Source organism: Streptomyces sp. IMTB 2501 (assembly GCF_001953885.1).
In the GTDB taxonomy this organism is placed as follows: domain Bacteria; phylum Actinomycetota; class Actinomycetes; order Streptomycetales; family Streptomycetaceae; genus Streptomyces.
The window spans coordinates 63,616-83,678 of the sequence record NZ_MQUS01000034.1; the positions used below are offsets into that span (position 1 = coordinate 63,616).

The 20,063-nt window shown below is 71.5% G+C and carries 14 protein-coding genes; 1 reads left to right on the forward strand and 13 read right to left on the reverse strand.

Annotated elements, in window-relative coordinates; genetic code table 11:
* Window positions 1-29: 29 nt before the first annotated feature.
* The 6 genes from AV521_RS38835 to AV521_RS38860 form a co-directional block, all read right to left on the reverse strand.
* Window positions 30-1,634: a cation acetate symporter gene (locus AV521_RS38835; protein ID WP_076095638.1), complete on the reverse strand. Its 1,605-nt coding sequence runs from the start codon at window positions 1,632-1,634 to the stop codon at window positions 30-32.
* Window positions 1,631-2,086 carry a DUF485 domain-containing protein gene (locus AV521_RS38840; RefSeq protein ID WP_371917100.1) on the reverse strand — a complete coding sequence of 152 codons (456 nt, stop codon included), beginning with the start codon at window positions 2,084-2,086 and terminating at the stop codon, window positions 1,631-1,633. The genes AV521_RS38835 and AV521_RS38840 overlap by 4 nt, the downstream gene beginning before the upstream one ends.
* A gap of 162 nt (window positions 2,087-2,248) precedes the next feature.
* A complete protein-coding gene (locus tag AV521_RS38845) occupies window positions 2,249-2,938 on the reverse strand; it encodes a response regulator transcription factor (RefSeq protein WP_076095641.1) in 690 nt (229 codons plus the stop codon).
* Window positions 2,935-4,086 (reverse strand): sensor histidine kinase, encoded by a 1,152-nt coding sequence (locus tag AV521_RS38850; protein WP_076095643.1) that lies wholly within the window; start codon window positions 4,084-4,086, stop codon window positions 2,935-2,937. Before AV521_RS38850 ends, AV521_RS38845 begins: the two co-directional genes overlap by 4 nt.
* Window positions 4,083-4,604 carry a DUF1453 family protein gene (locus AV521_RS38855; RefSeq protein WP_076095645.1) on the reverse strand — a complete coding sequence of 174 codons (522 nt, stop codon included), beginning with the start codon at window positions 4,602-4,604 and terminating at the stop codon, window positions 4,083-4,085. The genes AV521_RS38850 and AV521_RS38855 overlap by 4 nt, the downstream gene beginning before the upstream one ends.
* Before the next feature lie 487 nt (window positions 4,605-5,091).
* Window positions 5,092-7,215 carry a type IIA DNA topoisomerase subunit B gene (locus tag AV521_RS38860; protein WP_076095647.1) on the reverse strand — a complete coding sequence of 708 codons (2,124 nt, stop codon included), beginning with the start codon at window positions 7,213-7,215 and terminating at the stop codon, window positions 5,092-5,094.
* Window positions 7,216-7,656: 441 nt separating this feature from the next.
* On the opposite strand from AV521_RS38860, the gene AV521_RS38865 reads away from it, so the two are divergent.
* Window positions 7,657-7,887: a hypothetical protein gene (locus AV521_RS38865; RefSeq protein WP_067133002.1), complete on the forward strand. Its 231-nt coding sequence runs from the start codon at window positions 7,657-7,659 to the stop codon at window positions 7,885-7,887.
* 99 nt (window positions 7,888-7,986) lie between these two features.
* On the opposite strand, the gene AV521_RS38870 is transcribed toward AV521_RS38865, so the two are convergent.
* The 7 genes from AV521_RS38870 to AV521_RS38900 form a co-directional block, all read right to left on the reverse strand.
* On the reverse strand, window positions 7,987-8,856 hold the full coding sequence (locus AV521_RS38870; protein WP_076095649.1) for a serine protease: 870 nt from the start codon (window positions 8,854-8,856) through the stop codon (window positions 7,987-7,989).
* Between the two features lie 122 nt (window positions 8,857-8,978).
* Window positions 8,979-10,520: an RNA polymerase sigma factor gene (locus tag AV521_RS38875; protein WP_076095684.1), complete on the reverse strand. Its 1,542-nt coding sequence runs from the start codon at window positions 10,518-10,520 to the stop codon at window positions 8,979-8,981.
* A gap of 446 nt (window positions 10,521-10,966) precedes the next feature.
* Window positions 10,967-11,854 carry a FadR/GntR family transcriptional regulator gene (locus AV521_RS38880; RefSeq protein ID WP_031224644.1) on the reverse strand — a complete coding sequence of 296 codons (888 nt, stop codon included), beginning with the start codon at window positions 11,852-11,854 and terminating at the stop codon, window positions 10,967-10,969.
* 163 nt (window positions 11,855-12,017) lie between these two features.
* Window positions 12,018-14,948 (reverse strand): ATP-binding cassette domain-containing protein, encoded by a 2,931-nt coding sequence (locus AV521_RS38885; RefSeq protein WP_076095686.1) that lies wholly within the window; start codon window positions 14,946-14,948, stop codon window positions 12,018-12,020.
* An 86-nt stretch (window positions 14,949-15,034) separates the two neighbouring features.
* Complete coding sequence (locus tag AV521_RS38890; protein WP_076095651.1) at window positions 15,035-15,799, reverse strand: NUDIX domain-containing protein; 765 nt, start codon at window positions 15,797-15,799, stop codon at window positions 15,035-15,037.
* A gap of 130 nt (window positions 15,800-15,929) precedes the next feature.
* On the reverse strand, window positions 15,930-17,903 hold the full coding sequence (locus tag AV521_RS38895; RefSeq protein ID WP_076095688.1) for a glycogen debranching N-terminal domain-containing protein: 1,974 nt from the start codon (window positions 17,901-17,903) through the stop codon (window positions 15,930-15,932).
* Window positions 17,904-18,436: 533 nt separating this feature from the next.
* Window positions 18,437-20,014: a DUF4192 domain-containing protein gene (locus AV521_RS38900; RefSeq protein ID WP_076095653.1), complete on the reverse strand. Its 1,578-nt coding sequence runs from the start codon at window positions 20,012-20,014 to the stop codon at window positions 18,437-18,439.
* Window positions 20,015-20,063 lie beyond the last annotated feature (49 nt).

The window sequence follows — 20,063 nt, forward strand, 5'->3', positions numbered from 1 at the left end:
GCTTCGCCCGGCTGAACGGTTCTGCCCGGCTACACGGCTCCCGCGCCGGTCAGTGACCGGACCTCCGTCTCGGCGTACTTGGCCTCGTCCGCGACCTCGTCGGAGGTGATCGTGCCGAGCCAGCCGGCGAGGAAGCCGAGCGGGATGGACACGATCCCCGGGTTCTGCAGCGGGAAGTACTGGAAGTCGGCGTCCGGGAAGAGCGAGGCCGGGCTGCCGGACACCACCGGAGACAGCAGCACCAGCCCGAGCGCCGGGAGCAGTCCGCCGTAGACGGCCCACACCGCACCGCGGGTGGTGAAGCCGCGCCAGAACAGCGAGTACAGCAGCACCGGAAGGTTCGCCGACGCAGCGACGGCAAAGGCGAGACCGACGAGGAAGGCGACGTTGAGATCACGAGCGAGCAGACCGAGCGCGATCGCCACGACGCCGATGCCGACCGCCGCCCACCGCGCCACCGCCACCTCGCTGCGCGCCTTGCCGCCCGCCGTACCGCGCGTGCGCCGCAGCGACGCGTACAGATCGTGCGCCACCGACGCCGACGAGGCCAGGGTGATGCCGGCGACCACGGCAAGGATCGTGGCGAAGGCGACGGCTGCGACGATCGCGAACAGGACCGTGCCACCGGTGGAGCCCGCGCCGCCGCCCAGGTCCAGGGCGAGCAGCGGCACCGCCGTGTTCCCGGCCGCGTTCGAGCCGCGCACCGCCTCCGTCCCCACCACCGCTGCCGCCCCGAAGCCGAGGACGATCGTCATCAGGTAGAAGCCGCCGATCAGCCCGATGGACCACACCGCGGAACGGCGGGCCGCCCGCGCGGTGGGCACGGTGTAGAAGCGGGACAGGATGTGCGGCAGCCCCGCCGTGCCCAACACCAGGGCGATCCCCAGGCTGATGAAGTCGAGACGGGCGGTCCAGGTCCCGCCGTACTTCAGGCCCGGCGCCAGATACGCCCGTCCGTGACCGCTGCGGTCCGCGGCCGTGATCAGCAGCCGGTCGACGTCTCCGTGGAAGCGCAGCAGCACGAGCGCGGTCAGCGCGACCGTGCCGGTCAGCAGCAGCACCGCCTTCACGATCTGAATCCAGGTGGTGGCCCGCATCCCTCCCAACGACACATAGATCACCATGAGCGCGCCGACCCCGGTGACCGCCCAGGCCCGGTCCGCCGCGCTCGTCTGCCCCAGCAGCAGCGCCACCAGACTGCCCGCGCCGACCATTTGCGCCACCAGATACAGAACGGACACCGTGACCGACGAAGTTCCCGCGGCGATCCGCACCGGCCGCTCACTCATCCGCGCGGCCACCACGTCGGCCAGCGTGAACCGCCCGCAGTTGCGCACCAGTTCGGCCACCAGGAACAGCACGACCAGCCAGGCCACGAGGAAGCCCACGACGTAGAGCATCCCGTCGTACCCGTACAGCGCGATGAGCCCGGTGACCCCGAGGAAGGAGGCGGCCGACATGTAGTCACCCGCGATGGCAAAACCATTCTCCATGGGTGAGAACAGCCGCCCTCCCGCGTAGAACTCCTCCGCCGAACCGTGCCGGCGACGGCTCACCCATGTCGTGATCCCGAGGGTGACGGCCACAAAACCGCTGAACAGCAGCAGCGCCAGCATCTGATGGTGACCGGTCACGAGGCGTCTCCCCGCACTCCGCGGGTCAGTTCCTGGGTGTCCCAGCGCAGCTCCAGCGCCGCCCGGTCCCGGCGCAGCCGTGCGTGCCGGGCGTAGGCCCAGGTGAGCAGGAACGTGGTGAGGAACTGTCCGAGTCCGGCCAGCATGCCCACGTTCACCGCTCCCGTCACCGACCGGGCCATGATCCCGGGAGCGGTCGTGGCGGTGACCAGATAAGCCATGTACCAGACGAGGAAGGCCGCGACGCCCGGCACCACGAACCGCCGGTACGTGGCGCGTACTTCCTGGAAGGCCGAGCTGCGCTGCACCTCCACGTACACGTCGCGGGCGCGAACCGCAGCTCCGCCCTGCTCCCCGCGAGCGGGCGGCACCTTCGGCGCCGGCGCTCCGGTACCGTCCACTTCGCCCCAGCCGGAGGCCAGCGCGTCGTACCACGGGTCCTCGTACGTCACGTCGTGGGAGGGTGCGCCGTGGGCTTGCTGGTTCTCGGCCGAACGCTCGGAACCGTCCCCGGCTCCACGGTCACGGCCGTTGCTTGACTGCATGCCCAAGGATGGACAGACCGGGAAGATCCCTGACTCTTCTTCCCCCGGCTCTTCACCCCATCAGGTGATTCACTCCGTGGGCGGCCGCACCAGCCCCTTGCTGTACGCGTAACGCACCGCCTGCGCCCGGTCCTTGAGGCCCGTCTTGGCGAAGAGGTTGTTGATATGTGTCTTCACGGTCGCGGTCGACACATGCAGCCGACGGGCGATCTCCTGATTGCTGAGCCCTTCGGCGATCAGCCGCAGGACCTCCGTCTCCCGCGCGGTCAGTCCGTCGGGCGGCGCCTCGGCGGTCGCCGACGGGCCTGGCTCGGGCTGCGACAGCCGCTCCAGCAACCGGCGCTGGACGCTCGGGGACAGACCCGCATCCCCCGACAGGACGCTCTCCACGGCACGCACGATCTCGTCACCGCCGGCGTCCTTGGTCAGATACCCACGGGCGCCGGCGCGCAGCGCGGGGAACAGCGACTCGTCGTCCGCGTACGTGGTGAGCACCACGACCTGGGTCGCGGGATACTGCGCCCGGATCCGACGGGTGGCCTCGACTCCGTCGCAGCGGGGCATCCGGAGATCCATCAGGACGACGTCCGGGGCCAGTTCCCCCACCAGTCGCACCGCTTCCTCGCCGTCTCCCGCGGCGCCCACGACCTCTACTCCGGGCAGCAGTCCGAGCAACATCACGATGCCTTCCCGGACCACGGTCTGATCGTCGGCGACCACCACCCGTGCGGGCTTCTTCTCCCCTTCCGTCTCGGTCATACAGGCACCTTCAGCGTCACCACGAACCCCTCCTCGTCCGGCCCCGCGTCCAGTGAGCCGCCCAGCAGCTCGGCACGCTCGCGCATCCCCAGCAGACCGTACCCGCCTCCGGACCTGGTGAGTTCGCCCGGCCGTCCGCCCGAGTCCCGTATGTCCAGCGTCACTTCATGCTCGTTGTAGTCGAGTCTCAGCTGCACCTTGGCGCCCTGGGCATGCTTGCGGACGTTCGTCAGGGCCTCCTGGGCGACCCTGCGCACGGCCTGGGAGGCCTCGGCCGGCAGGGGTCGGCGCTCACCCGTCACGGTGACCTCGGCTCCCTCGGCCCCGCTGACGAGTTCGCCCAGGAAGTCCTCCAGCGGGGTCAGCTCGCCACGCAGCGCCGACAGGGCCTGTCGGGTCTCCGCCAGTCCGTCGCGGGCCATGCCCCGGGCGGCCACCACCCGCTCCAGGATCCGCTCGCGGTCCGCGCCGTTCTCGATCAGCAGCCGGGCCGCCTCCAGGTGCACCAGCTGCGCCGAGAGGCTGTGGGCCAGCACATCGTGGATCTCCCGTGCGATGCGGGTCCGCTCGGCGAGCGCCGCGGACTCCGCCTCGGCCGCCCGGGCGGCCCGCTCCTGGGCGAGGAGGCGCTGCGCGCTGCCGCGGGCCTCCGCGTCCAGCCGCAGGACATATCCGGCGAGGGCCATGCCCGCCACCGTGGCGGCCGTGGTCAGCCAGACGTCGTTGTTGAACGCGGAGAACGAGGCCAGTCCCACGCACGCCACAGGCACGGCCGCGGCGAGCGGGAGCCGCTCCAGGGCGCTGATTCCGCAACCGCACCACAGCACCAGGGCCGGTCCTCTGAAGCCCGTGGCCTCGGCGGCGACCGCGAGGCCCAGAAGCACGCCTACCAGTGCCAGGGAGGGCACCAGCCGGTGCTGGTAGGTGGTCCGGAAGAAGCCCCAGGAGACGACAGCGGCGAGGAGGACCCCCGCCGCAGCCGCGAGCGCCCCGCCGATTCCGACGTGATTCTGGCTGAACGCGCCCCACAGGAGCAACGCGATCACGAGCAACCGGACGGCCCAGGCGAGCATGCGCCGGGGCCGGGGGGTGCCCGCACGGCCGAGCGCCTCTCGCGACGGCCAGCGGGTCCAGACGTTCTCCGTCACACGCGTTCCTTCCAGGCCGGCCGCATGTCGTCACCGTACGCCGGTGCGGGACGGGTCGCGGCGCCGAGGGACTGTGCCCGCCAGAACAGGATTCCGCTGCGGACCAGCAGGGTGGCGGCGAAACCGAGCATCAGGGCGGAGCTGGCCTGGTGCAGGCCGAGCGCGCTGCCGAGAGCGTAGAGACCGATCCGCAGGGCCACACCCACGACCCATACGGAGATGCTCGCCTTGGTGCTCTTGGTCCATACGACACCGTCCGAGGCCGTCCAGACGCGGGTCGTCCAGGCCCAGCCGGCACCCATGGCCACACCGATGACCAGCTCCACCGCGAGGAGTACGGCGGATTCGGCGCGGTGGTGACCGTCGAGGATGCCCGGCTCGCGCAGCGCGACGACGCCGAGGATCACGGGGAGCAGCCACCAGCGCCGGTCGGTGTTGATCGCCTGAGCGCGGAACTGCCGCGCGATCACTATGGCGGCGACGGCCACGATCACCAGCGCGTTGACGAGCCCGGACATCAGAGCCTCCGTGAGCGAGAGAGCGGTGCCGGGAGCGGGGCGCTGCCGACACCTACGAAGCTACGGAAAAGCGCAGGTCGGGAGATCGGAGCCGGGGTGGATCACGGGTGGAAACCAGAAACGGCTCGTCTCCACCCACGGGTGTAGATCCCATGAGATCCCACGGTTGTGGACACCGGGCAAGGGCGGATGCGGCGGTCGGTCGAGGCGGGAACCCCGACAGCCGACCGGCGGAGCACGACCGACCGGCGGAAGACAACCAACCGTCGCCCTCCGCCGACCCCCGAGCCCCGCCGCCGGCCAACGGGCCCCGCCGCCCTTGTGCACCGCCCCGCTCCGCCTCGGGCAAGCCTCCGTCGCCCCGCTCAGCGGCCGACACTGCACGTACGCGCGCCCTGCCTCAAGCACCCCGTGGCCCAGCCTGGGGCGACGCCGTACGCACGCCTGGCGTCAGGCAAGCCCCCTCGGCCGAAGCCCGGCGCGGCGGCTACGCGTCGATGCGCGACCGGTCCAGCGTCGCCGCCGAGCTGGAGATGAACTCCTTGCGGGGCGCCACGTCGTTGCCCATCAGCAGATCGAAGACCTGCTCGGCGGCCTCGAGGTCGGACAGGTTGATCCTGCGCAGCGTGCGGTGACGCGGATCCATCGTGGTCTCGGCCAGCTGGTCCGCGTCCATCTCACCCAGACCCTTGTAGCGCTGGATGGAGTCCTTGTACCGGATGCCCTTGCTCTGGAACTCCATGAGCTTGTCGCGCAGTTCGCGGTCCGAGTACGTGTAGACGTACTTGTCCTGGCCCTTCTTCGGCTGGATGATCTCGATGCGGTGCAGCGGCGGCACCGCGGCGAAGACCCGGCCGGCCTCGACCATCGGGCGCATGTAGCGCTGGAACAGCGTGAGCAGCAGGCAGCGGATGTGGGAGCCGTCCACATCGGCGTCGGTCATCATGATGATCTTGCCGTAGCGGGCCTGGTCGATGTCGAAGGTGCGGCCCGAGCCCGCTCCTATGACCTGGATGATCGCGCCGCACTCGGCGTTCTTGAGCATGTCGGTCACCGAGGACCGCTGCACGTTGAGGATCTTGCCCCGGATCGGCAGCAGGGCCTGGAACTCGGAGTTCCGCGCCAGCTTGGCCGTACCGAGCGCGGAGTCGCCCTCGACGATGAACAGCTCGCTGCGGTCGACGTCGTCGCTGCGGCAGTCGGCGAGCTTGGCCGGCAGGGACGAGGACTCCAGGGCGGTCTTCCGGCGCTGGGCGTCCTTGTGCTGGCGGGCCGCGACGCGTGTACGGGCGGCCGCGACCACCTTCTCCATGACGACCCGGGCCTGCGCGGCGGCGTCCCGCTTCGTGCTGGTCAGGAACGCCTTCAGCTCCTTGGTGACCACGTTGTTCACGATGCGGCGAGCCGCCGAGGTGCCCAGCACCTCCTTGGTCTGACCCTCGAACTGCGGCTCGGCCAGGCGCACGGTCACGACGGCGGTGAGGCCCTCGAGGGCGTCGTCCTTGACGATGTTGTCCTCGGCCACCCTGAGCAGCTTCTTGGCGCGCAGCACGTCATTGAACACCCCCGTCAGGGACTGTTCGAAGCCGGAGACGTGGGTGCCGCCCTTGGGGGTGGCGATGATGTTGACGAAGGACCGGATGGTGCTGTCGTATCCCGTGCCCCAGCGCATCGCGATGTCCACGCCCAGTTCACGGGTGACCTCGGTGGGGGTCATCTGCCCGTGTTCGTCCAGGACGGGAACGGTCTCCTTGAAGGTGCCCTTGCCGGAGAAGCGGACGACATCGCAGACCGGCTTGTCGCCCGCGAGGTACTCGCAGAACTCGCTGATGCCGCCGTCGAAACGGAAGGACTCCTCGCCCTTGCTGCCGCCCTCACCGAGGCCGAACTCGTCGCGCACGACGATGGTCAGGCCCGGCACCAGGAAGGCGGTCTGCCGGGCGCGCTGGTGCAGGTTGTCCAGGGAGAGCTTGGCGTCCTTGAGGAAGATCTGCCGGTCGGCCCAGTACCGCACGCGCGTGCCGGTGCGGGTCTTGGGGATCTTCTTGGTCTTGCGCAGGCCGCTCTTGGCCTCGAACTTCGCATCGGCGCCGTCGGCCCCGAAGGCGCCGGGCACACCGCGCCGGAAGCTGATGGCGTGGGTGTGGCCCCCGCGGTCCACCTCGACGTCGAGACGGGCGGAGAGGGCGTTGACCACGGAGGCGCCGACGCCGTGCAGGCCGCCGGAGGCGGCGTACGAGCCGCCGCCGAACTTGCCGCCCGCATGGAGCTTGGTCATGACGACCTCGACACCGGACAGGCCGGTCCTGGGCTCGACGTCCACGGGGATACCCCGGCCGTTGTCGCGCACCTCGACGGAGCCGTCGTCGTGGAGGATCACCTCGATGCGGTCGCAGACGCCCGCGAGGGCCTCGTCCACGGAGTTGTCGATGATCTCCCACAGGCAGTGCATCAGACCGCGGCTGTCGGTCGAGCCGATGTACATGCCCGGGCGCTTGCGCACGGCCTCGAGGCCCTCGAGGACGAGCAGGTGCCGCGCGGTGTAGTTGGAACCGTCCCGGTCTGCTCCTGCCAGCAGCGCTGTGGACGGCACGGACGTATCGGCGGTCACGCGGTTCGCTCCTCGCTGAATTTCAGTTGACCCCCTATTGGGTAAGGGGGCGGCTTCGGTCGCCGCTCAGAGGGTACCGAGGCCTGGTAGAGCCGGTGTAACGCCACCCTCGTCGGGAACTCAGACTAGTCCAGACTCGCATGCGTGTTCGATCCCTCGATGGAGTGAAGTGCATATCACGTTCCCTCGGAGGCATGAACCATTTAGGCTCCGGGCACGTCCTCATGAACAACAGGCAACCCGGCCTGGAGGACCGAGACACAACACCGCGCGAAACCGTAAGCAGCACAAGAGACGCACTACGGCACATTCGCCGCCAACCGGCAGCAGACAGCCGCCCCGGAAGATTTTTTTCCAGGAAAAGCCACGAGCGGGAACGTTTTCGGGCTGGTTGGATGTTGACCCTGGTACGACAGCTCGTCGAGCTAGAGAAGAGGCGACGTGACTACTGTTCTGACCCCCGCGAGCCCGCTGACGGCCGCCGATCGCTGCGACCGCTGCGGCGCCCAGGCATACCTGCGCGTCGTCCTGCTGAGCGGCGGAGAACTGCTCTTCTGCGCCCACCACGGTCGCAAGTTCGAGCCGGAACTCAAGAAGATCGCCGCTGAGATACAGGACGAGACCGAGCGGCTGACGACCGTTCCGGGCATCGCTTCCGAAGAAGAGCGCTGAATCTCGCACACACGACGAGCCAGCCCCGGCACAGGCCGGTGCACGGCGGCCGCTCCTCTCCAGGAGCGGCCGCCGTGCTATGTCCCCGTTGCGGACGCTTCAGGAGCCCCTGTGGGGCCGTTTGTGGCCCGCTGAGGCCGTGCCGACCGTGCCCAGGTCGCGTACAACCTCGGAGATGCGCGTGTACACGCCAGGGCTACCCGCCTTGCCACAGCCGCTTCCCCAGGACACGAGACCGATCAGCCGCCCCGCCGCCACCAGCGGGCCACCACTGTCTCCCTGGCAGGCGTCCGGACCCCCGCCGGCCTCTCCGGCGCAGAGCATGCTGGCGGCCCGGTAGGCACCTTCGGGACCGCCCGGATAGGCGCGGGCACAGAGATCGTCAGCCAGCACGCGCAGGTGGGCGGCGTACAGCCGGCGCGGGTAGGCACCCTCGCCGGTGGTGTCCCCCCATCCGGACACCATGGCCTGCGTGCCCGGCGTGTAGGCCGGGTCGTCGGCGCCCGCCATGGCGACGACCGCACTCTGCGGCAGCGCCTTGGCCAGCGTGAGTACGGCGAAGTCACCGCTGTTCGTCTTGCTGTCGTACCCGGGGTTGACCCGGGCATCGCGTACGGCGATCTCCTCGCCCTCGCTGGACAGCAGTTGGGTACGGCCGGCGATGACGCGCAGGTCGCGCACACGGTTCGGGGGAGCCCCGAGGACGCCCTCGGCCAGGCAGTGGGCTGCGGTGAGCACCGTCGTGCGGGCAACCGCCACACCGCCGCAGAACTGGCCCGCCCGCGTACCCCCGAACCGGTCACGGCTGGACAGCGCGACGGTCCACGGGGCCTGGGAGACGTCGATCGGAAAGCCCCCGACCACGACGCTGCCGGCGGCCGCGGGGGCCGCGTTCGCCAGGGGTATGAAGGTCAGGCCGGCCGCCATTGCGAGCGGCCGGATCAGTGCGCGGGCAATGGAACGGCGCATGCGTGCTCCTCACTCTGTGGTTCCTCTGGGACACCCAGAGTCAGTCATGGCGGCTCCGCGCGCAGCACGAAGGCCCGGCTCCCCCGCGGGGATCCGGGCCTTCGTCGTCGTACGACCGCGACCTAGTCGAGGTAGTCGCGCAGCACCTGGGAGCGCGACGGGTGGCGCAGCTTCGACATGGTCTTGGACTCGATCTGGCGGATGCGCTCACGCGTTACGCCGTACACCTTGCCGATCTCGTCGAGGGTCTTCGGCTGACCGTCGGTGAGGCCGAACCGCATGGAGACGACACCGGCCTCGCGCTCGGACAGGGTGTCCAGAACCGAGTGCAGCTGCTCCTGCAGAAGCGTGAAGCTGACGGCGTCGGCGGGGACGACGGCCTCGGAGTCCTCGATGAGGTCGCCGAACTCGCTGTCGCCGTCCTCACCGAGCGGGGTGTGCAGCGAGATGGGCTCGCGGCCGTACTTCTGGACCTCGATGACCTTCTCCGGGGTCATGTCGAGTTCCTTGGCCAGCTCCTCCGGGGTGGGCTCGCGGCCCAGGTCCTGGAGCATCTGGCGCTGCACGCGCGCGAGCTTGTTGATGACCTCGACCATGTGCACCGGGATACGGATGGTGCGGGCCTGGTCGGCCATGGCGCGGGTGATGGCCTGACGGATCCACCAGGTGGCGTACGTGGAGAACTTGTAGCCCTTGGTGTAGTCGAACTTCTCGACCGCGCGGATCAGACCGAGGTTGCCCTCCTGGATGAGGTCCAGGAAGAGCATGCCGCGGCCCGTGTAGCGCTTGGCCAGGGAGACCACCAGACGGAGGTTGGCCTCCAGGAGGTGGTTCTTGGCGCGGCGGCCGTCCTCGGCGATGATCTCCAGCTCACGCTTCAGCTTCGGCGCCAGCTTGTCGGCGTTGGCCAGCTTGTCCTCGGCGAACAGACCCGCCTCGATGCGCTTGGCCAGCTCGACCTCCTGCTCGGCGTTGAGCAGGGGGACCTTGCCGATCTGCTTGAGGTAGTCCTTGACCGGGTCGGCGGTGGCGCCGGCCGCGGCGACCTGCTGCGCGGGCGCGTCGTCCTCGTCCTCGTCGGACAGGACGAAGCCCGCGCTCTCGGCGCCCTCGGGCTCCTCGGCGACCTTGGTGTCCTCGAGTACCTCGTCCTCGAGAAGCTCGGCGTCGTCCTTCTTGGCCGTGGTCTTCTTGGCGGCCGTCTTCTTCGCGACGGTCTTCTTGGCGGCCGCCTTCTTGGCGGTCGTCTTCTTGGCTGCGGCCTTCTTGGCGGGTGCGGCTTCCTCGGCGGAATCGGCTGCGACCGCAGCGGTGGGCGCCACGGGGGCGGCCGTGGTGGCGGTGGCCTTCCGGGTCGTCACCGTCTTCGCCGCGACCGTCTTGGTGGCGGTGCGCTTTGCCGGACTCTTCGCTGCGACGCTCTTGCGGGTGCGCTTGGGCTCTGCGGCACTGACCATCAGCGTCACACCCTCTTCCTCAAGGATCTGGTTGAGGCTGCGCAGTACGTTCTTCCACTGAGTGGCCGGAATCTGGTCAGCTTCGAAGGCCCGACGCACATCGTCGCCGGCGATCTGCCCCTCAGCCTTTCCCCGCTCAATGAGCGCCATGACAGAGACGGACTCGGCGATCTCCGGCGGGAGCGTACGGGATGTGCTGGCCGACACGAACAACCTCTCGGAACGTTGGAAAACGGCTTCCGGCACCGTCCACTGCGGACAGGAGCCGACCACCGGCCTGGGGATGGGCCGACGGAGCGGGCGGGGGCCGGGGAGATGCACAGCGCCTTTCATGGCGTCCGTATTCCCTCCGCGGCTGTCACCTCTTAGGTCATCGCGCTGTTTCCACGAGTGTTACGCCCAATCTACGTGGCCCGAGTCACACCCCGTAAGCGGTCAAAAGCAGTCAGACATGGACAGAGAAGATCATCGATGCCGTCATACCCGGTCCCTCGCATGGCCCGCGGCGGCCCGTCACACCGCCGGACCCCGCCGGACCGCACTGGTCCGGCGGGGTCCGGCGGGGTCCGGCGACGGCCAGCAAGACCCCCGCACCGCCACGAGCACCACGAGGACGCCGCACACCGGCGACCGCACCGCCTCGGCCGCGACGGTCAGTGCTCGCGCGGGGCGGGCACCACACGCTCGACCTCGGGGTGGACCGTGAGCAGCTGGCGCATGGCCGCCTCGGCCGCCGTGCCGTCGCCGGTGCCGAGCGCGTCGACGATCCGCGCGTGCTGTGCGAGCGACGTCTCGTTCGCCCGGTCGCACCCCGTGACGGGGCCGCCGGAGACCTGGAGGGCCGCCGAGACGATCCCGGAGAGGTGCTCCAGCATGCGGTTGCCGGCGGTCTGGATGAGCAGTGCGTGGAACTCGCCGTCGGCGCGCGAGTACGTCAGGGCGTCGCCCTGCGCCATGGCGTGGCTCATGATCTCGACCATGTCGCACAGGCGCTGCTGCACCTCCTCGCGTCCGTGCCCGGCGGCGAGGCGGGCGGCGAGCGGCTCGATCGTCCAGCGCAGCTCGCTCAGCTCGCGGCGCTGGTCGTCGCGCTGGGGCCCGAAGGCCCGCCACTCGATGATGTCGGGATCGAGCAGGTTCCAGTCGCTGACAGGACGCACGCGCGTGCCGACGTTCGGGCGGGCGCTGACGAGGCCCTTGGCCTCGAGGACGCGGAGTGACTCGCGGACGACGGTGCGGGAGACCTCGAAGCGCTGGCCGATCTCCTCGGGCACCAGCGGACGGTCCGCGCCCAGGTCGCCGGAGACGATCATCTGTCCCAGCTGCTGAACGAGTTGGCCGTGCAGTCCACGGCCACGGCTGCCCGCGGCGCGCCGGCCGACGCGGCCCAGATCGGGGTCCGCGCCTTCCCAGGAAGGCGCTCCGACGCGATCGGCCACCTGGGGCTCCGCGTAGGGGTAGCGGTCGAGTTCGCCCGGGCCGGCCAGACCGGAGTCGGTGGAGCGGGCGGCGGTCATCATGGTGTGCGCAAGGGTACTCACGGATCCTTTGTCGGCGCCGTCTCCAACTCCCTTGAGGTCTTTGGTGAAAAGCACACGAAAGGGTGATCGCTCACCCCGTCGCAATTGACGCCTTATCGGAAAGAAATGGGCTTTCCGACAGGGAGTTGTGCCCATGGCGGGATCGGAAGTGCACGCTTGCACATCACCGGAACCGGGTGCGCAGCGTCGCCACGAGGTATGCGCACAGCAGTGCCGAGATCGACAACACCAGTGCGCCGCCCACGGGTTGGGCGAGTACCCGGGCCATCCCGAGCAGGTACCGCTCACCTCCGAAGGGCCACTGCAGCAGGAGCACCTCCCGCATCCGCACCGGGAATCCGGCGGCCATGCGCAGCACAGGCCCCCGCATCGCCTCGTGCACGAGGGGCACGACGACCACGGGTACGGCGAGCACGGCGGCCAAACCGCCCGCGGTGGACCGGAACACACCGGCCGCCAGCACACCGGCCCAGGCGCAGCCGACGACGAGACCGAACCAACTCACGCTCATCGAAAGCCAGTCCGCGGGAACTTGTGTCAGATCCCGTCCGTAGACGACGTAGAGCACTTCGGCGTCGCAGCCCATGGTCGCGAAGGCCAGCAGCACCGCGGTGGCTCCGGAGACGAGCAGTTTCGCGGTGAGCAGCCCCAGCCGGCGGGGCACGGTGCCGCGGTCCACCGCGAGGGCGGGGTGGCGGAACTCGTCCCCGAAGGCCAGCGCACCCAGCAGTCCCGCGGCGAGCGCCGCGGGCGGCAGCGGCAGCTCCTGCGGCCACGCGGCGAACAGCCGCTCCTGCGGGGTGTGCCCGAGGCGGGCGAGCAGTACGGCGGTGAGCGCGGACAACACCAGTACGACACCGCAGGTGAGGAAGCCGACGCCGATCCCGGTGGCGCGCCGGATCTCGTAGCGCAGGGGGCGGAGGGGGCTGGGGGCGGGGCGGACGGAGATGGGGGGCGGGAGGGGGGACAGGGCGTCGAGGGAGCGGACGCCGTCGGGGCGGGCGGCGCCGGCGGTCTGCGGTTGACGGGTGCGGGGGTTCCTGGCGCCGGGGAGGCGGGCGCGGAGGGCGGAGATGCCCGCGGTCGGGGTGTTCGCGCTGCCGGCCTGCGGTTCCTTGGCGGGCCGGACGGCATCGTGCTCGGCGTCCGCGGGGGGCGTCGCCTCGGCGGTCCGGGCGCCGTCGGCTCCTGCGGCGCCCGCGGCTCCCGCGAACACCTCGGCGGGAACCGCTTCGGTGCTTTCGCCGGGCGCGCCCTCGCGGTCGGGGTCGACGCCGCCGTGCGCCGTATGGTCGGCGGCTGGGGCCGCCTCGGCCCGCGACGCGCCTTCGGACGGTGCGCGAGGGGTGGTGTCCGTGTGCTCGGTCTCCGGCCGCGGGTTGGGCGCCTTCCCGAGCGACGGCTTCTCGCCGCCGACGGCCTGCGGCCGCTCCCCTGCCGGCGATTCTTCCGTCAGCGGTTCTTCGTCCGAGGCCACGCTGGACGCGGCCCGCTGGGCCGTCGGCGTGTCCCCTTCGGCGCTCTTACGGTCCTCCGCCGAGAAGCCGAAGGGCATGGCGCGCCGTTCTCCGGCTGAGGGAGTTGACGCCGTGCCGCCCGCCGCTCCTGACGGTCGGCCGGAGGCCGCAGAAGCCTGCTCCGACGGGGGCGAGTCGGATGCGGACGCGTCGGCATCCGCCGCGGTCGAGCCGAGCGCCGAGGCGCCGACGGCCGGCTGCGCCGCCGCAGCGAGCCCGGCGGCACCCGACAGCGCCTGCGGCAGACCGCGCACGGCCGTTCCGGGCTCCGTCTGCGGCACACCGCGCGCGGCCGTCCCAGGCCCCGCCGACGGCAAGCCGCCTGCCGTCCTCTCCGACTCCATCGCCGAGAGACGGCGCAGCGCCGCCCTCGGCTGCGCCACCGAGTGACCACGGATCATCGCCTCGGGCCTGGCCGTCAGCAAGTCGTGCAGGGTCGTCCCCGAATCCACTGCCGGCAGACCGTGGGCCACCGCCTCCGGCTCCGCCGCCGACAGACCAGGGACCGCCACCTCCGGCTCGCCCACCGGCAGACCGTGCACCGTCGCCTCGGGCTCTGCCGCCAGCAAGTCGCGTACTGTCGGCTCCGACTCCGTCGGCGATGAGTCGGGCGCGGGATGGTCATGTTCCGTCGGTGGCTCGTGTTGTGGCTCTGCGCTTGTGTTCCTCGGTGAGATGCCCTGGGGTGCGGTGCCGGCTCCCGGCCCCATGTCGCCCGTCTCGTCCGCGAGTTGATGGACGAGGATGCCGTGGCGGAACGCGGTCTCGCCGACGTCGGCGGTGGTGGAGCCGTACACCGAGAGGCGGTTGCCGCCCTCCCGTACGACCTCGACGGACCGGCGCGCGGTGCGGGCCTCTTTGGTGAGCAGGGCCGCGAGGCGCGCCGCGTGCGGGCTGCGGACGGCCACCCGCGGGCGTAGCCGGGTACGGGCGAACTCCCGTCCCTCCTGGTCGGCCACGAGCCTGCCGCGGTCGAGGGTGACGACCCGGTCGGCGGCGCGCGCGGCCTCCTTGGCGTCGGCGGTGGTGCAGAGCACGGTGCCGCCCTGGTCGGCGTGGGCCCGCAGCATGCCGTGGAGCCATTGCATCTCGCGGGGGGAGAGGCCGTCGGCGGGTTCGTCGAGAACGAGTGTGTGCGGGTCGGGCAGCAGGGCGCAGGCCAGGCCGAGTCTGCGGTCCATTCCGCGCGAGAGCGAGCCGAGGCGCTCCTCGCGGAGGCCGACGAGGCCGACCGCTTCGAGGACCTCGTCGGCCCGGCGCGCGGAAACCCCCGAGGCCGCGCACAACATGCGCAGATGGCCGCGGACCGAACGGGCCGGATGCCCGGGTACGTCGCCGAGAAGTACGCCGACCTCGCGCGACGGATGGGCGATCCGGTGCAGGGGACGCCCTCTGAAGTAGGTGATGCCGCGCCCCTGTTGCAGTTCGAGCATCAGTCTGAGCGCTGTCGTCTTGCCCGCGCCGGCGCCGCCGAGGAGCACGGTGACATGGCCCGCGTGCGCTTCGAACGAGACGTCGTCGACGGCGGGCCGGTTCGCCTTGCGGGAATTGCTGGTCAGTCCGAAGGCCTGGATCACCTGCAGCAAGATAGCGTGCGATGTCCAGTTTTTCTGGTATATCCCGATCTATTGCCGTGTGCGATGCAGGTAACGCGCTGCGCGTCTCAGACCTCGGGGCGCAGCATCGGGGGGTTGAGCAGAGTGGCGCCACCGGCCCGGAAGAGCTGCGCCGGACGGCCGCCCTGGCGCGTGGTCGTCCCTCCGGTCGGAACGAGGAATCCGGGAGTCCCGGTGACCTTGCGGTGGAAGTTCCGCGGGTCGAGGGCCACTCCCCACACCGCCTCGTACACCCGGCGCAGCTCGCCGACGGTGAACTCACTCGGGCAGAACGCTGTGGCGAGTGACGAGTACTCGATCTTGGACCGGGCTCGCTCCACTCCGTCGGCGAGGATCTGGGCATGGTCGAAGGCCAGCGGTGCCACGGGCTCGCCGTCGCGGCCGTAGCCGCCCTGCTGGAGCAGTTCCTCGACCGGGGCCCAGCGTGCGTTGCTGGCGTCGCCTCCCGCCCGCGGGGCGGGCAGGTCGGGCGCGAGCGCGAGGTGGGCGACGCTCACCACGCGCATACGCGGGTCCCGCTTGGGGTCTCCGTAGGTGGCGAGCTGTTCGAGGTGGGCTCCGTTGTCCTGGGCCGGGGCCGGGGCCGAGGGGTCGTGTGCGCACAGCCCGGTCTCCTCGGCCAGCTCGCGCGCCGCCGCCTGGGTGAGATCCTCGTCGGCCCGCACGAAACCGCCGGGCAGCGCCCAGCGCCCCTGGAACGGGGGCTCGCCCCTGCGGATCGCCAGCGCACACAGCGCATGGCGGCGCACGGTCAGCACGACCAGGTCCACGGTGACGGCGAAGGGCGGAAAGGCTGACGGGTCGTAGGGCATGCGGCGATCATAGTCGTCTGCCTGACGATAAACACTCCCCTCGTCGGGCGCATCGGTGGTGGTTGCGCTTCGTTCGGTCATGGGGTGCAGGATCGGCTCCTGTTCTTCGTTCCCGTGGCGTCGTACGAGGTCAGACTCCCAGTTGCAGGCCGTCCGCCGCCTCCTCGACCATGGCGAGGCCCAGCCGGCTGACACGCACGGCGAACGAGGCGCCGGCGACGCGCAGCCCGGTCAGGCCGAGTTCGCCGAGCGGTGCGCTGCGCACGGGGCTCAGGGTGACCGTACCGGCGGGAGTGTCGGGGCGGATGCCGGCGAGTGCGGTGAGCATCATGATCGCGGAGGCCGCCGCGGTGGAAGCGGGTCGGCAGGCCGCGGGGTGCGGCAGGGGAGCGCTCCCGCCGAAGCGCTGTTCGCCGGCGAACATGTCCGGCAGCCGGTGACCGAAGTGTTCCGCCGCGTCCAGCAGCCCTCTCAGCAGGCCACTCGCCTCCTTGTCGTAGCCGGCGGCGGCCAGTCCGGCGACGGCGAGTGCGGTGTCGTGGACGCGGACGGCTCCGGTCCGGTGGCCGAACGGGTTGTGTCCAGCCTCCCTGGCCCCGAGTCCCCGCAGTCCCCAGCCCGCGTCCATGGCGGGGGTGCCGAGCAGTCTGGCGAGGTGTTCGGTCTGTACGGGATCGAGCAGGCCCGGGGCGAGCCGGCCGAAGCCGAGCAGGCCGGTGTCGAGGAGGTGGACGACGGTGGAACCGAGGTGCGGCACGGGTCGGCCGTCCGGTGCCAGGGCCGCGGCCGGGCGTCCGCCGCCACGGTCCTCGACCCAGAAGTCGGCTCGGAAGGCAGCCCGCAGGGCCTGGGCCCACTCGCGTAACTCGGTGGCGCCGGGCCGGTCGAAGGCGTCGAGGAGATCGGCGCCGAGCAGGGCCGCCCGATAGGCATGGGCCTGCGTGTCACAGCGCGCCGGGCCGCCTGGCTGGGGGTCGGGGAGGTAGGGGCCTGCACCGGCGGTGGTCCGCAGCCAGGTGAGGCAGCGTTCCGCGGCGGGCAGCAGCTCTCTCGTCTCCTGCTCGGGAAGTCCCCAGCGGCGGGCCTCGGCGAGCAGAACGGGGAAGAGCAGGGTGGCCTCCGAGCCTGTGCAAGCCGGCGGGAGGAAGGGGCCGGCGTCGCGCCGTGGCCCCGGGATCAGGCCGGCCCGCGGGCTCCCCTCGGGAAGCTGGGTGCGGGCCAGGGTGCGCAGGGTGCCCGCGGCCAGCCGGGTGCCGAGCGGCAGGGCCATGCGAGCCGCGGCCAGGGCTTCGGCGGGGGCCAGTCCGCAGCGCCAGGGCGCGCCCGCGGCGAGGTGGATGTCGGCCGGGTGGGCGACGTCGCGCAGCAGCAGTGCCTGGAGATCGGCGATCGCCACGTCCAGCAGCGGGGTCACCCGGGGGTCGTCGCCGGTCGCCCGGGCTGGGGCCAGCGGGCTGGTGGTGGCATGTCCCGCGGGCCGAAGCGGCCCTGCGCCGTCCAGCCGCACCCGGAGTTCGACGGTTGCCGTACCGCCGGGCGGCAGTTCCAGCTCCCACCGGAGCAGTCCGGCTGACGCGAGGGCGTCGGAGGGCGGCGGGTCGGCGATGACGGAGGCGGCGGCACCGGCCGTGGCCCAGCGCAGGCCCGAGTCATGGACGGTGGCGGGGAGTTCGGGGCCTGCCCGGCCGGAGGCGATGGCGGCGAGTTCGGCGAGGTCCGTGCCGAGGGCCACCTCGACGGGCAGCCTCAGCGGACGCGCGGCGGCGTTGCGCAGGATGATCCGTTCGGTTCCGTCGGCACGACGGGTCCGCTCGACCACGAGATCCGGATCGGGGCCCGCCGACGGGGAGACCCGCAGTGTTCCCACGAAGCGGGCGCTGTCGGCGCTCGCCATCCGGGCCTGCACGGCCAGCGGTTCGCGACCGGCCACGCGGAGCTGGCACCGTGCCAGCAGGCGCCTGCCACCCCGGTAGAACCCGTCCAACCCCCGGCCCGTCAGTTGTCCCTCACCGGAGATGGCGAGGCCCGGCAGGGCGACACAGACCAGGGCGGCATGAGTGGACGGCAGCTCGGGCGCCGGGCGGCCGGCCTGCGGTGTGCGCATCGGCGCGGCCACGGTGGGCCAGCGACCGCGGCCCGGTGCCGGCGTCGATGGCCTGGCGCGACCTGCCGAGAGGTTCGGTCCGCGGACCGTGGGCGAGGGCGGAACGTCGATGGTCTGCCGCACGGTGGTGACGGCACCGTCCTGCGGGAACCACTCGTGACTCTCCCGGGGCGGACGTTCGTCGTCGGGGGCGTAGGAGGGAGTCGGCTGCTGGTGCATGGGGAGGCTTCCTCCGCGCTCGGTGCGCCTGGGACGTGCTCGGCGGCCGGCGGGACGCCCGGGCGGACAAGGGTCGTACGGCGGCAGGGCCTGTCCAGGCGTTCCGCCACTCAGGTGAACGGAGCGGGACTCGTCCGGGTCACGGCTCGACTCGGGGAAGCCGGTGGCACGGCGGCGGGACAACAGGGCGGTGCCGCCGCTCGGGCCGCGTGTGAGCCGGTGCCACCAACGGACGCGCGGCGGAACGGGGCGTCGGCTTCGAGCGGTCGGACAGGTCCGGTGGGCCAGGCGACGGCCCAGCAGGGTGCCGGCGCTCACCCGTCCGCCTCGGGCTTGCCGTCGTCGCTCCCCGGCAGAGCCGCAGTGGTCGTGGTGTCGCGCGCCTCGGCCCTACGGGTACGTGTGCCGCCAGAGCCGCGGCTGCCGGGGCGCGCGGATTCGGCCGGGGACGGGGCGGGGTGGGAGCCGGCCGGCCTGCGCCGTCCGCCCGTGCTGCGCGGCGCGCGGGGGGTATCGCCGCCGTCCGCCGATCGTGCTCGGCGCCGTCGGCGGGTGCCCGTCGCGCGGCGGGCTTCGGCGCCCTCGTCGTCCGTGTCCGTCCGCCCACTCGCTCCAGGCGGCGTCGCGCTTTCGGGTTCCGGAAGCACGGGCCGAGCCGTTTGCTCCTCGGTATGCCGCTGCGCGCCGGTCTCCTCCTGCGGAAGCCCGGCTCGGTCGGTTCGGTGCGCGCGCAGGCAGCGGCGGATCGCCTCCGGGTCGATGCCTTCGTTGCAGGCCTGGTGCAGCAGCCGGGCGAACAGATAGTCGGGATCCGCGCCCAGGGCCATGGCCAGCGCCTCGCGGGCCTCCAACTCATCACCTGTCGACCAGGCGACCCAGCCGGCCAGGGTCAGCGGGGCCGCGGCGTGTTCGCCGTAGGGGCCGACGCAGCGGCGGGCGAGGGCGCGCCAGAGCCGGAGGGCCGGACCGGCTTCGTCGCCCTCCATCCAGGACGCCGCCCGGTCGCGAGTCGTACGGTCCTGGAGCCCGAGGATCACCGTCGCCGCCTCGTCGTGCGCGAGCAGGGTGTCGTCGCGCAGGTCCGCCGGGTGGGTGCCCGGCACCGGTGCCGCGGCGGCGAAGCGGTGGATGATCCGCTCGGCAAGGCCGAGGGTCTCCTCCGCAACCTCCGTGCGGGACACCTCGTCAAGCATGCGGGGCACCAGGGTCATGCCGGCCGCGTCCAGGGCGACCTCCTGCTCCAGCGCCGCAGTCGTCTCCCAGGGCTGCAGCCTGCTGCGCAACTCCTTCAGTGTGCCGCGCACTTGGAGGCCGGCATAGGTGGCCGCGGCGGCCAGCACGGACGTGCCGGGAAGGCCCATCGGCGTGCCGCCTTCGGGGCAACAGCCCTCGATCGGGCAGCAGTACGACCAGAAGCGACCGTCGGAGATGCACAGTGCCTCGACGACCGGTACGTCGAGGTCGCCGCACTGGATGCGCAGCAGGTGGGCCAGCCGCGCCAGACGTCGTTTGACGTCGTGGCCGGACTCTCCCGAGGACGGCTCCTGACAGACGTAGGCCACCATCTGCTCGGGCCGGGCTCCGCGCCGTTCGCTGCCGGTCACCAGGCCGTGGGCCAGCTGGCGCGCGGCCGCCTCCCAGTCCTCCTCATGCGCGGGGATGCCGAGCCGGGCCCGGCCGCCGAACCTGCCCCGGCCTTCGCGGTCGTGCAGGGCCACCAGCACCATGCTGTCCTCCGGGCGGTAGCCGAGGAGGTAGGGCAGGGCGTCGGCCAGTTCGGCGGGGGTGCGCAGCGTGATCTGCGTGTCGTGCGGGGACGGGCCGGTGAACGGCTGCTGTCCCGAGATGTCGCTGTTCTCGAACGGTCCAGTGGTTTCGCTGTGATTCGTCATGCGCCGACGATCTCGCGGATCTTGATCCTCCGCTTGAGCCTGTGGACAA